The organism is Flavobacterium sp. N1736 (assembly GCF_025947065.1).
Taxonomy (GTDB): Bacteria; Bacteroidota; Bacteroidia; order Flavobacteriales; family Flavobacteriaceae; genus Flavobacterium.
In genome coordinates this window covers 3,008,220-3,021,526 of record NZ_CP109994.1, presented here as the reverse complement: position 1 = coordinate 3,021,526, position 13,307 = coordinate 3,008,220, and the positions used below count along the sequence as shown (strand labels likewise).

General features: G+C 33.1%; 13 protein-coding genes and 2 tRNA genes. 7 read left to right on the top strand and 8 right to left on the bottom strand.

All coding sequences use genetic code 11. The features are described from left to right. Nucleotides 1-257: 257 nt before the first annotated feature. Genes OLM54_RS12815 through msrB form a run of 3 tightly spaced genes read right to left on the bottom strand, consistent with a single transcriptional unit; the run spans nt 258 to nt 2,931 of the window. The gene (locus OLM54_RS12815) at nt 258-1,730 is read right to left on the bottom strand and encodes an aminopeptidase P N-terminal domain-containing protein (protein WP_413614452.1); all 1,473 of its coding nucleotides are present in this window, start codon (nt 1,728-1,730) and stop codon (nt 258-260) included. Between the two features lie 20 nt (nt 1,731-1,750). After that, a complete protein-coding gene (gene msrA, locus OLM54_RS12810) occupies nt 1,751-2,359 on the bottom strand; it encodes a peptide-methionine (S)-S-oxide reductase MsrA (protein WP_264535007.1) in 609 nt (202 codons plus the stop codon). A gap of 14 nt (nt 2,360-2,373) precedes the next feature. Beyond that, nucleotides 2,374-2,931 (bottom strand): peptide-methionine (R)-S-oxide reductase MsrB, encoded by a 558-nt coding sequence (gene msrB, locus OLM54_RS12805; protein WP_264535006.1) that lies wholly within the window; start codon nt 2,929-2,931, stop codon nt 2,374-2,376. Nucleotides 2,932-3,227: 296 nt separating this feature from the next. Between msrB and idi the strand changes: the two genes are divergently transcribed. From idi to OLM54_RS12770, 7 genes are all read left to right on the top strand, one after another. Further along, nucleotides 3,228-3,755 (top strand): isopentenyl-diphosphate Delta-isomerase, encoded by a 528-nt coding sequence (gene idi / locus OLM54_RS12800; RefSeq protein ID WP_264535005.1) that lies wholly within the window; start codon nt 3,228-3,230, stop codon nt 3,753-3,755. Between the two features lie 19 nt (nt 3,756-3,774). Continuing rightward, complete coding sequence (locus OLM54_RS12795) at nt 3,775-4,185, top strand: 6-carboxytetrahydropterin synthase (protein WP_065450939.1); 411 nt, start codon at nt 3,775-3,777, stop codon at nt 4,183-4,185. A gap of 3 nt (nt 4,186-4,188) precedes the next feature. Then, the gene (locus tag OLM54_RS12790; protein WP_264535004.1) at nt 4,189-4,647 is read left to right on the top strand and encodes a peroxiredoxin; all 459 of its coding nucleotides are present in this window, start codon (nt 4,189-4,191) and stop codon (nt 4,645-4,647) included. A 62-nt stretch (nt 4,648-4,709) separates the two neighbouring features. Further along, nucleotides 4,710-5,678, top strand: a complete 969-nt coding sequence (locus OLM54_RS12785; RefSeq protein WP_264535003.1) for a type I phosphomannose isomerase catalytic subunit — start codon at nt 4,710-4,712, stop codon at nt 5,676-5,678. A 57-nt stretch (nt 5,679-5,735) separates the two neighbouring features. Beyond that, on the top strand, nt 5,736-6,002 hold the full coding sequence (locus OLM54_RS12780) for a hypothetical protein (RefSeq protein ID WP_026982865.1): 267 nt from the start codon (nt 5,736-5,738) through the stop codon (nt 6,000-6,002). 78 nt (nt 6,003-6,080) lie between these two features. Next, nucleotides 6,081-6,154, top strand: a tRNA-Thr gene (locus OLM54_RS12775). Between the two features lie 105 nt (nt 6,155-6,259). Beyond that, nucleotides 6,260-6,333 (top strand) — tRNA-Thr (locus OLM54_RS12770). 134 nt (nt 6,334-6,467) lie between these two features. Here the strand turns inward: OLM54_RS12770 and OLM54_RS12765 are convergent. From OLM54_RS12765 to htpG, 5 genes are all read right to left on the bottom strand, one after another. Then, nucleotides 6,468-7,727 carry a hydroxymethylglutaryl-CoA reductase gene (locus OLM54_RS12765; RefSeq protein ID WP_264535002.1) on the bottom strand — a complete coding sequence of 420 codons (1,260 nt, stop codon included), beginning with the start codon at nt 7,725-7,727 and terminating at the stop codon, nt 6,468-6,470. A gap of 213 nt (nt 7,728-7,940) precedes the next feature. Next, nucleotides 7,941-8,657, bottom strand: a complete 717-nt coding sequence (locus OLM54_RS12760; protein WP_264535001.1) for a DUF4369 domain-containing protein — start codon at nt 8,655-8,657, stop codon at nt 7,941-7,943. 132 nt (nt 8,658-8,789) lie between these two features. After that, nucleotides 8,790-9,611, bottom strand: a complete 822-nt coding sequence (locus OLM54_RS12755; protein WP_264535000.1) for a hypothetical protein — start codon at nt 9,609-9,611, stop codon at nt 8,790-8,792. Between the two features lie 174 nt (nt 9,612-9,785). After that, complete coding sequence (locus OLM54_RS12750) at nt 9,786-11,051, bottom strand: patatin-like phospholipase family protein (protein WP_264534999.1); 1,266 nt, start codon at nt 11,049-11,051, stop codon at nt 9,786-9,788. A gap of 210 nt (nt 11,052-11,261) precedes the next feature. After that, nucleotides 11,262-13,145, bottom strand: a complete 1,884-nt coding sequence (htpG, locus tag OLM54_RS12745) for a molecular chaperone HtpG (RefSeq protein ID WP_264534998.1) — start codon at nt 13,143-13,145, stop codon at nt 11,262-11,264. Between the last annotated feature and the right edge of the window lie 162 nt (nt 13,146-13,307).

The window sequence follows — 13,307 nt, the reverse complement described above, 5'->3', positions numbered from 1 at the left end:
TATTTTTTAAGAATACAAAGTTCGGTAAAATTCAGGTTAAGTTTTAGATGTTCGTCATAAAACTGCATAACAAAACCTCGATTCAAATTGAAACGAGGTTTTGTTTTTATTGCCACAGATTATAAGATTTAAAAGATTTTTTCGCCACAAATTTCACGAATTAGCACGAATTAATTAGTGTAGATTTGTGAAATTCGTGGCAAACTGTCCCAAATTTTAAAATCATTTTAATCTTGTAATCTGTGGTAAAAAATAAATTATATTTTAGGAAATTTCATTTCGTTGAAAGTGCTTTTTTGAGCCGCTAATTTTTCGATTTCATCCCATTTTCTTGGAGATTCTGCCGACAGATTTTCGTATGAATCTTTTTTGATGGCGATATCATCTTCGATACGAACACCAATATTCCACCATTTTTTATCGCATTTACTGTTTGCCGGAATGTAAATTCCAGGTTCAACAGTAAGTATCATATTTTCTTTTAAAGTGCCCATATAATTTCCTTTATCGTGAACATCTAAACCAAGAAAATGCGAACAACCGTGCGGGTAATAGATTTTAACATCATTAGGATCAGTGATAATTCCTAATTTAATTAATCCGGCAGCAATAACTTCTTTCGATTTTTTGTTTAAATCCTGAATAGGCGTTCCTTCTTTACAGATTTTAAAAACTTCTTCCTGAGCGTCATAAACCAATTGATAAATGGCTTTTTGTTCTTCGGTAAATTTTCCGTTTGCAGGAATTGTTCTGGTAACATCGGCAGAATAACCGTGATATTCTGAGCCAACATCCATTAATAATAATTGATTGTCGATTTTAGTACTGCTGTTTTCTCCGTAGTGCAGGATACATCCGTTTGCGCCGGCGCCAACAATTGGTGGATAACCTTCGTCTTCGGCACCATATCTTCTGTGAATATAAGCATGAATTCCGTCAGCTTCGTTTTCGCTCATATTAGGACCAACAGCTTTCATTACTTCATTGTGGGCAACGCAGGAAAGTTTTACGGTTTTACGCATTAAAACCATTTCTTCCGGTGTTTTTATTTCTCTAAGTGCGTTTGTAATTGTTCTGAAAAGATCTAATGAAGTTTCGTTTTCAGTTGTAATTCCTGCTTTCGTTTTAAAACTATCCAACAAAGCAAAAAGATCAAAACCGCTTTTGTCTTTTCCTAAATCTGTTGGAATTTTATCGTAGATGATTTTATCGAATTTTTTAAAATCAATATTGAAATCTTTAAAGTCTTTACCGTTATAAACTGTCGAAAATCCTAATTTTGACTTTGCTCCGTCAACGCCTAAACGTCTTCCTGTCCACATTTCTCTGGCAGCATTTTTTTCTCTAACAAAAAATACTTCATTATACGTTTCGCCGGTTCCTTGTGCTTCTTTAAAAATCAATAAAACGGCATCAGGTTCTTTGTAGCCGGTTAAGTAAAACAAATCCGGGTTTTGATGGTAATTATAATTGATATCTTTTGAAAAAACTCTTTCGGGATAAGAGAAAATTACGGTAACAGAGTTTACCGGCATAAGGTTTCTAAAGGCATCTCTACGCCCTTTATGAAACTCTTTTGTTAAATAATCTGTTGGTAAATTTTCCTGAGACTGAACTTGATTGATGGTAATCAGGAAGATAAAAAGTAAGAGCAGCTGCTTCATTTTTTGTGGTTTTTTGATGATGAATTTTGTTTTTTGATCGCTGCAAATTACAAAAAAACCGTTCATAAAATGAACGGTTTAAATAATTATTTCTTTTTGAGTTTGCCTTTAAAGACTTTCTCAAATTTTTCTATTTTGGGCTGTATCACCATTTTACAATACGGCTGATTTTTGTTGTTTGCATAATAATCCTGATGATAATCTTCGGCTTCATAAAACTTTGTAAAAGGTTCTACTTTTGTTACAATCGGATTCTCGTAAACTTTTGCTTTGTTAAGCTCGGCGATAATACTTTGGGCTATTTTTTTTTGTTCTTCATTTTTATAAAAAATCACAGAGCGATATTGTGTTCCTACATCAGCGCCTTGTCTGTTTAGAGTTGTAGGATCGTGAACGGTAAAGAAAACTTTAAAAATTTCATTAATATCAGTTACGTTTTTATCGTAAGTAATCTGTACTACTTCGGCATGACCGGTTTTTCCTGTGCAAACTTCTTCATAAGTAGGATCGGCGACTTTTCCTCCTGAAAATCCCGAAACTACAGATTTAACTCCGTTTAGGTCTTCATAAACAGCTTCAACACACCAATAACAGCCTCCGCCAAGCGTAATGGTTTCCAGATTTGGTTTACTTTTTGTTTGTGCAAATGCGTTAAAAGACAATGCACATAAGAGAATTATAATTGTATTTTTCATTTTTAGTAAGTATTTTATTTTTGAGAATCAGGGATAAAATCAAGGGCAATCGAATTCATGCAATAACGTTTTCCGGTTGGTGCAGGTCCATCATCAAATAAATGGCCTAAATGTCCGCCGCATCTTCCACAAAGCGCTTCGATTCGTTCCATTCCCAGAGAATTATCATTTTTATAAATGACGCTTTTTTTATTGTCTTGTTCAAAAAAGCTTGGCCATCCGCAGCTGCTTGCAAATTTTGCTCCGGATCTAAAGAGTTTATTTCCGCATGAGGCGCAGTAATACGTTCCTTTTTCATCGGTATTCCAATATTTTCCTGTAAAAGGTCTTTCGGTATCCGCTTGACGCATAACGGCGTAAACATCTTCCGGAAGTACTTTTTTCCATTCGGCATCACTTACATTTAGTTTTGTGGTATCTGTATTAGAATAATAGGGATTTCCGGGTTTACTGATTTTGTTTTCCATAACAACAGTTTTTGTATTTTGTTTTTTTGATGATTGTCCGCAGGCTTGAAAAATAAATAGCGGCAGTATAAAGCAAAGACTGAAAAATTGGATTCTTGTTTTCATAATTTTAGTGAGGCTTTAAATTTGTAAATCAAAGGTACGACGAGAGTTGGCTTTGAAATGTCGTCTAATTTACAATTGAGTTTTTTTTAAGTATGTTTTAACTTTTTTTTATTTACGTAAAAGCAATCGGTTTAGTTTTTTAGGCTTATTTTTAAAGGATTTTAAATTAAAACAGAATTTCAAAGCTTTGAATACTAAAGACTTGTGAAAACAGAGGCTCGTTAAACTTTTCACAATCTTTTTCAGGATTTTCAAGCCATTTCTTTTTTCGTATTTTTGTTTGTACAAATCGCCATATGATAGAAGAAAACGTAATACTGGTTAATCAAAATGATGAGCAAATTGGCTTAATGCCAAAATTAGAAGCACACGAAAAAGCTGTTTTGCATCGTGCTTTTTCGGTTTTTATTTTAAATAGTAAAAACGAAATAATGCTGCAGCAACGTGCACATCAAAAATATCATTCGCCTTTACTCTGGACAAACACTTGTTGTAGTCATCAGCGGGAAGGTGAAACGAATATAGCGGCAGGAAGCCGAAGATTATTTGAAGAAATGGGTTTTAAAACCGAATTGAAAGAGCTGTTTCATTTTATTTATAAAGCGCCTTTTGATAATGGTTTGACGGAACACGAACTCGATCATGTTATGATTGGGTATTATAATGACAATCCCGCTATTAATTTAGATGAAGTGGAGGATTGGAAATGGATGAAAATTGAAGATATTAAAGAAGATATTGAAAAACAGCCCGAAATTTATACCGTATGGTTTAAAATAATTTTTGATGAATTTTATCATTATTTAGAAGACCATAAAATTTAATTATACCAACCAAACCTAAATGAAAGTAACCATATCAAGAAAAGCACATTTTAATGCTGCACATCGATTGCACAGGAAAGATTGGACATTTGAAAAAAACAATGCTGTTTTTGGAAAATGTAATAATCCCAATTTTCATGGTCATAATTATGGTTTAACAGTAAGTGTTACAGGAAAAATTGACCCGGAAACCGGTTTTGTTTTAGATGTGAAAGTATTAGCGGATATTATACTGGAGGAAGTAGAAATTCCGTTTGATCACAAAAACCTGAATCTGGATGTCCCGGAATTTCAGGATTTGAATCCAACAGCTGAGAATATTGCCGTTGTGATATGGAATAAAATTAGAAAAAGAATTCAGCCTGATTTTGATTTAGAAATCGTCCTGAATGAAACGGACCGCAATTTTGTAACTTATAAAGGAGAATAATAAATGTCATTAAAAATAGGAGATATAGTTCCGAATTTTACTGCAAAAGATAGTCATGGAGAAGTTTTTCAAAGCCAAAGTGTTTTGGGTCGAAAGCCTCTTGTGATTTATTTTTACCCAAAAGATAATACGCCCGGTTGTACTACTGAAGCTTGTAGTTTTAGAGATCAATACGAGGATTTTAAGGATTTAGGTGCCGAAGTAATTGGTATAAGCAGTGATAGCGTAAAATCGCATCACAAGTTTGCCAAGAAACATGAATTGCCTTTTATATTGTTGTCTGATCCGGATAAAAGACTAAGGCAGCTTTTTGGAGTCCGCAATAATTTATTTGGACTTTTGCCCGGAAGAGTAACCTATATCATTGATAGAAATGGTGTTGTGATTTATATTTTTGACAGCATGAATGCAGTAAAACATATTTCGAAAGCATTAGAGACAATTAAGGAATTAGTATTATAGATTTACAAATTAATATCAGAACAAGAATAATTAATTAACATATTAGCCCAAAAAGAAAACTTATGAAACCGAAAACGTACCCTTTACAATTTGAACCAATTTTGAAAGAAAGAATCTGGGGAGGAGAAAAACTAAAAACTATTCTTAACAAACCAATTACTTCTAAAATAACTGGCGAAAGCTGGGAATTATCAACTGTTGAAGGCGACGTAAGTATTGTGGCTAATGGTGAATTGAAGGGAAAATCGTTAATGGATCTTATTGATGAAACGCCAAACGAAATTTTGGGAACTGAAGTTTATAAACGTTTTGGAAAACAATTTCCGTTGCTTTTTAAATATTTAGATGCCAGAGAAGATCTTTCGATACAAGTTCACCCAAATGATAAATTGGCAAAAGAACGTCATAATTCTTTTGGTAAAACTGAAATGTGGTATGTAACACAGGCTGATGCCGATGCGAGAATTATTGTTGGTTTTAAAGAAAATTCAAGTAAAGAAGAATATTTAAAACATTTAAATGATAAAACTTTAGTTTCGATTTTAGATACTGTAAAAGCAAAACCGGGAGATGTTTTCTTTTTAGAAACAGGAACCGTTCACGCAATTGGTGCCGGATTGGTTGTTGCCGAAATTCAGCAAACATCTGATATTACGTATCGTTTGTATGATTTTGATCGTAAAGATGCTCAGGGAAACACAAGAGAATTACACGTAGATTTAGCACTTGATGCTATAAACTATAATAAAGTTGATACACAGAAAAAATATGAAACAAAAACCAACACATCAAATGTTGTTGTTGATTGTCCGTATTTTACAACCAATTTTCTTCCGTTAGAAAACAAAATTGAAGTTTCTAAATCAGGAGCAAGTTTTACGGTTTATATGTGTATTGAAGGAAGTTTCGAGATAGAATATGATGGTTTTAAACAATCGTATAAAAAAGGGGATACTGTTTTGGTTCCGGCTGAGATTAATGCATTTGTTTTGAATGGAAATGCTTCTATTTTAGAAATTTACATTTCATAGCCCGTAATAAAAAGATTATATGTACTTTTGCAGTCGCAAATTAAAATAAAAATAAAAATGGCAAACGTTAAAAATTTAAAGAAAGACATCAATTTCGTATTAGGAGATATTATTGAGGCAATTTACTTATTTGAAATGTCTACTACAGGAAATCCTACTCCAGAAACGAATGCTTTGATCGATCAGGCTATCGCTGCTTTTGATACTTTGATTACAAAAGTAAATGCAAAGAACGTTGAAAACAAAAAAGCTCACTTCAAACAAATCAATGTTGAATTGGAAGAAACTGCAAATCAATTGATTGCTAAAATCAACGAATTGTAAGCGAAAAAAAGTATAAAAAAGTGCAAATTTATTTTGGTAAAACGAAAAACCGCTTTATATTTGCACCCGTAATGAGTCGCCAGCGTAGCTCAGTTGGCTAGAGCAGCTGATTTGTAATCAGCAGGTCGTGGGTTCGAGTCCCTCCGCCGGCTCAACATAAAACCATCACTTTTAGTGGTGGTTTTTTTATTTAATTTGTTGTAAATTTATTTTGGAAAATACAAAAAACCACTTTATATTTGCACCCGTAATGAGTCGCCAGCGTAGCTCAGTTGGCTAGAGCAGCTGATTTGTAATCAGCAGGTCGTGGGTTCGAGTCCCTCCGCCGGCTCAACGTAAAACCATCACTTTTTAGTGATGGTTTTTTTTTGGAATAAATTGAAATGTTGAAATTGCAACCGCTAGTCTGTCCCTTTGGTCAAAAGGACAAAATTGTGCGATATAATTAATAAAAAAAGATTTTTATTATCTTCCAAATTTTTGATGTGCAGCCGTAAATTGTCCTGCTGACATGGCTGCAATAATCGAAATTTCTCCTGTAAGGCATAAAGCGGCACAAATTTCTGCCAGTTTAGTACTTTTTCCGGCACCATAACAATCTATTAATTCCAGACATTCTCTTTGTGTAGGGAAAGAAGTTCCGCCGCCAACAGTTCCAACAATTAAGCCGGGCATTGTAATGGAACAATATAAATCTCCATTTTCGTCTATCTCCAATCTGCTAATAATTGTTGCTGATTCAGCAGCGCAGGCTACGTCTTGTCCCGTTGCAATAAATAAAGCTGTAATTGCATTAACGGGGTGCATTCCAACGCCTAAAGTACCGGATTTTATACAGCCAAATAAACTAATCTTCCATTGCTGATACATCAATTCAGGAGTGGTTTTTAAAACAGATTCGATTATTTCTCTTTTAAGTGTTATTTCGGTGGTTATTTTTCTGCCTCGGACTTTGGTTGGTAATGCAGTTCCTTTTTTATCTCCGGATGAATTACCTTCTATAGTCCAAAATTCTGGCTTTATTGGGCTATTTTCGAGTATATACTGACAGAGGTGATTGCTGCATATTGTCACCATATTTTGTCCGGCAGCATCTCCAGAGGTATATTCGAATCTAATAATTACAATATTGCCTTCAATATTTAGCCCAATATCATTTAATACGGCGTACTTGCTGCTTTCGCTTACTATTTTTATAAAGGCTTCTTTTTGTTCTAAAACCCAATTGGTAAATTTTCCTAAATCAATCAAATTTTTGAATTTAAAAACAGGAGCTCTTTGTACACCTTCCTGTAAAGAAAGTGCTGTAATAGCGCCTGACTCTCTGCATGCTTTTGCGCCACGGTTGAAAGAGGCAAGCAAGGTTCCTTCGGTAGTAGCGACTGGAACATAAAATCCGCCCTGAGCCGAAGTCCCGTTTATAACTATCGGACCAACTATTCCGGTTGGAATTTGAGTCATTCCAATATAATTTTCGATATTACCTTTAAGGCTTTCATTATCGTAAAAAAACTTTTCTCCGGAAAGATAATCAACATTCGATTTTAATTCGTCGCGGATAAATTTTAAACGCGCTTCCTGACCATAATGTGTATATGGATCCTCGGTAGGAATTTTTTTTAATTGAGAATATAAAGCTGGGTCAAAAGCTTCTAATTTTTTTAGAACTGATAAATCGATAAAATCACGTTTTGCCCGATTGATGTTATTAGGTGGATTCTTCATAAAGTTTGTTTTTATAAAGCTAAGTTATTTAAAAATGTAAGTTAAATCTGCTTTACATCGTATAATTACTTAATTATCAGTTATTTATGAATTTGTAAGATATTTATGTAAAAATTATCCATAAAAAAATCCTGTTCTACGAATAAAACAGGATTTAGGTATTTTTATAAAACAATTATTTATTGTAAACTATTGAATTTTAGTATTTTGAAATTATTTTTGCTCTTCTTTTTTTATTTCAGCAACGAACTTAGTTAGTTTTTTACCGTAAAGTGATTGTGCTACTTTTGGAGTCATTGATTTTTGAATGGTATCAAGAAACTTAACGTTGATATCGTAAATTTCTGCTAAAGCAATATAGGGAGCTATTTCCTGGTCTTTGTGATTAATGGCAAAGTTTGTAGCATATAAGTATCTTCTTTTAATGTTAGATTGTTGTTTTACATCTATGCTATCAACTGCTTTTTGATCTTGTCTTTTAATTGCTTTAAATTTTGATTCAACCATAGAAAGGTTTTCATCATTAAAGCGAGAATTTACTTTTTTGTATTCTTCGTATAATTCCTGATTTTTAGATCCGGTTATTTTAGCACCGTAAATAAAATTATCAAGGTTTGTTTCAATAGTCATATTGCCCGGTTCAGCAAAAAACAAGATATTATTATCTAAAGAATTTGTTACTCCGCGGTCCAGGAATAAATAAAGTACTTCCGGCGATTCTAGTTTAATATTGGTTTCAAAAGCTGAATTTCCGTCTATTTTAATAGAGTCTATAGCAACAAGTGAAGTGTCAACAACTCTTTGAATATATAAAGTTCCGTTTTTTAATCCTTTAATATTTCCAGTTAAGTGTAAACCGTCAGTAGATTCTTTTTTGCTGCAAGATGCTAAAAGAGCAATTGCAACAAAGGCAATAATTGATTTTTTCATTGGTTTTTAGATTTTGCTGCAAAATAAAGAAAATAGTTTGAATGTGAAGTTGTCGTTGTTTAATTTTTACAAAAAATAAATCCCAATCTATTTCTAAATTGGGATTTGTTTATTTTTTTAAAAATGAATCTGTTACATCGATAAAGTGTAGGCAGTTCCGTTTTCGTGTGTATAGGTATATTTGCTGTCACAATCGTTGTTTCCGTAATCGACAACTCCGTTTAAATAACCTCCAACAACTTGTAATTTTCCTTTAGAAATAAATTCGCATGAATATTTTTTAACTAAAGTTTCTTTAACTGTCAAGGTCAAAGTTCCTCCTTTATCTGTCGTTATGGTATGAGTTCCTTCTGGTATTTCATAAACATTATCGTCAAGTACATAAGGAGTATCTACACCGGCAGTTTGCTTTGTAGTGAAGATTCCTGTATTAAGATACACTCTTCCCTGCAAATCTGTAAACTTTCCGTTGGTAACTTTTCTTGTCCATTGAGGTACTGTAGCAACAGTTGTGGTATTTGTATATTCAATTGTTCCTTCAAGTTTTAGTCCTGCAATAGAATAATCAATTCTTTCAATCGTCATTTTACTTCCTGTAGTAATAACGGCACCCGTAAGCGTGATTTTTAATTTTCCTTTTCTTGTAAGCTGATTAATCGTACAGCCTGTGCCGTAATCTACGGTGAACACTTTTGGATACGCGGTTCCGTTTGGTGTTTCTACTGTAATAACAGCGCAAGTTGCAGGTCCGGTTTCAGTTGCTTTTGCAGCTTGGGCAGGAGTTGTAACTGATAATGCAGTTTTAATATCCATTTCGTTTGCAGCATCAATTGCAACGGAAGCGCCAACGGCAGATGTATCAGTTTGATTAGCAATTTCATCATTGCTTGAGCATGAAACATAAATTAGTGCTGTTGCACAAATGGTTAAGGATAAAAGAAAGATTTTCTTCATAACAATTTTGGTTTAAGTTAGAATTTAAAGGCAATCAAAAATAATAAAAAAAATGAATCGGCATAAAAAAATCCTGTAGGCATATTTACAGGATTTATAAACGAATTTTATGTAATAATGTTTCATAGCGTCATTGATTTCTTTCTAATAAACGGACTTAAAATCTTTTAAAAACTAAACTGTTTTATAATATTCGCTTTTGGCTTTTCTGATTTTTTTATACTCTTCCCAATCAAATCGAACTAAAAACTCTGCCGCTTTTTGGGCTCCGCGAATGAAAAGATCAATTTTCGCGTCGTCTGTAAGGTTAAAATTAAGCCAGTTATGACTTCCTGTATCGATGTATCCAATTAAGTTTTTAAAATCAGGATTTTTTCTTAAAAACTCAAAATCGTAACCATATCTCGCTGTGTCAAACATAGAACTGATTACATTTGATAGTTTTTCATTTTTATTAATCTCATTTTTATCGTAGCCTAATTTTACGCCAAAAGTGGGTGAAACCGGAACAGTTAGATTTTCATGAAAAATATCAATAGGAAAATTTGAAATTATTCCACCATCCATAAACATAATTTCAGACGGAACAGAAGTTCGTAAACAGGTTGCGTCATTCCATTTGTTCCAGGCATCAACGCCTGTGGGAATATTTTTAATTTTAAAAGGAGTGAAAAAGAGCGGTATTGACATGGATGCGCGAACAAAATCAGCCGGGTTTTGAACATCTGGATTAGAGTAAAACAAATCAATCATTTTTGGAAAAACAATTTTACTTTCAGTAGTAATATCAGCGGCAATTATCGCCATATTACTCCAATGATCCGGTCGGTTGTATTCTTCCCTGTCTCCCAGCTGAACCTTGTTTATTTGGAATAATTTATTTTGATCAGAAACACCTTTTAATCGTAATGCTTTTAAATCAGCATAATTTTTAATTCCTTTTTGAGAAAGAAGATTTGAAATCCACTGATAGAAATTATTACCGGGATTTAATCCTAGATCATCCTTAAAATTATCGACAACCTGACAGCCTTTCAGAACTAGTTTTAGATTTCCTGCATCGCTTAATAAGGTGTCAATAAACTCTCGTGCATCGCGATCTCCATCAACAAAATCATATAAATTTTTGTTGCACAAACAATCTAATATCCATTCAGATTTTTCGATATCGCATGTTCCTGCAGCTGCCATTAGCATCGTATTTATACTTCCGGCAGATGTACCGGCGAGGCTTAAAAACCTAATTCCCATTTGTTCTAAAACATAAACGTAACCAACAAGAGCAATTCCTAATACGCCTCCGCCTTCTTGTACTAAATCAACATATTGGTTATTGTTGATGTCAATAATGTCCGAATATTTTTTATCTCTAATTTGTTCTCTAAGATCTCTTAAAATCGTTAAAATTTCGCCATTTTCAGTAAATTTTCTCTTATCCATGATTTTTGATTTTTGGTATTGATAATCAGTTAGTTGTGTTGTTTTTGGAAAGATAAAAGTATCGAAACATTTATTGTGAGAAAAGGGTGTATATACCCTTTTTAATGTTGTTATGTTGTTAGTATTTAAATAGTTATGATTTTAAAAAACAAAAAAAAACCTGCAAGTATTACTTGCAGGTTTAGTATTATAGTAAGATTTAAAAAATGTTTATTTAATCATTTCAAAACTTCTTTTTACGAAAGCTGTTAAAGCTTCACCTTTTAATAAGTTTTGTGATAATTTAGCTAAATCCAAAGCTTGTTTTACCAAGTGTTCCTGATGTGTTTTGTCTTCTGTATTCAAGATACTTGTAGCTAAATCAGAATTGGTATTTACGACCAAATTGTACATTTCAGGCATATTGCCCATTCCAAACATTCCGCCACCGCCAGACTGACTCATTTCTTTCATTCTACGCATAAATTCCGGTTGCGTAATAATAAACGGAGCAGCTTGGCTATCCATAGCTTCTAATTGAACTGAATATGCTTTAGGAATATAAGCTTCTAAAGACGCCTTTAAAGTTTCTTTTTCTTCATCAGATAACTTAGAAATCGTGTTTTCGTCTTTTTTGATTAAGTTATCAATATGATCAGAGTCAACACGTACAAAAGTTACATCTTTATTATCGCCTTCAATTTTTTGAATTAAATGCGAAATAATCGGAGAATCTAAAAGCAATACTTCGTATCCTTTTTCTTTTGCTGTTTCAATATAAGAGTGTTGTGCATCTTTATTTCCGGCATAAAGAACAACCAGTTTTCCGTCTTTATCGGTTTGGTTTTCTTTTAATTTCTCTTTTAATTCTTCAAGCGTAAAATAAGTGTCATCTACAGTTGGGTACAAAACAAATGCACCTGCTTTTTCGTAGAATTTATCATCAGAAAGCATACCGTATTCTAAAACGATTTTAATATCGTTCCATTTTGATTCAAAATCAGCACGGTTTTCGTTGAATAATGCTTTTAATTTATCAGCAACTTTACGGGTGATGTAGTTTGAAATTTTCTTAACTGCACCATCAGCTTGTAAACCAGAACGGGAAACGTTTAACGGAATATCCGGAGAATCGATAACACCTTTTAACATCGTCAAAAATTCCGGTACAATTCCTTCTACATTATCAGTAACGTAAACCTGATTTTGGTACAATTGAATTTTATCTTTCTGAATTTGCATATCTCCGCCTAACTTAGGGAAATATAAAATTCCGGTTAAGTTAAAAGGATAATCTACATTTAAATGAATATTGAATAACGGATCTTCAAATTGCATTGGATACAATTCTCTGTAGAAATTTTTATAATCATCATCAGATAATTCCGTTGGCTGTTTTGTCCAGGCCGGATTTGGATTATTGATGATATTGTCAGTTTCAACTGTTTCGTTTATATAATCTTCAGGAGCATCTTCCGGTTTTGGAAGTGTTTCTGTTCTTGTTCCGAATTTAATCGGAATAGGCATAAATTTATTGTACTTGTTTAATAATCCGCTGATTTTAGAATCTTCTAAAAATTCTAATGAATCTTCGGCAACATGCAGGATGATTTCTGTACCACGTGAAGTTTTGTCAGCTGGTTCAAGAGTGAATTCCGGACTTCCGTCACATGTCCAGTGCGCAGCACGTTCGTCTTTGTATGATTTTGTGATAATTTCTACTTTCTCAGCAACCATAAAAGCAGAATAGAAACCAAGTCCGAAATGACCAATAATTCCAGAATCTTTAGCAGAATCTTTGTATTTGTCAAGGAATTCTTCGGCTCCTGAAAAAGCAACCTGATTGATGTATTTTTCTACTTCATCAGCAGTCATACCCAAACCCTGGTCAATGATGTGGATTTTTTTACCTTCTTTGTCAACTTTGATTTCAATAACCGGATTGCCATATTCTACTTTAGCTTCGCCAATGCTAATTAGGTGTTTTAATTTTAAAGTAGCATCGGTTCCGTTTGATACCAATTCACGTAAGAAAATTTCGTGATCGCTGTATAAGAACTTTTTGATTAAGGGAAAGATGTTTTCTACTGAAACATTAATTTTACCTGTTGTCATATTTTATAAATTTAGTTTAACGTGATGACTTTCATGTCTTCAAATAGAATACCAATTGTTTTAGAGTGACAAAATGGCGTAAGTGTTAATTTTGAAAGAAAATAATTAGATTTTAAAACAAAGATATTTCTTTAGAATTGTATCTTTGTAATACTACGATTG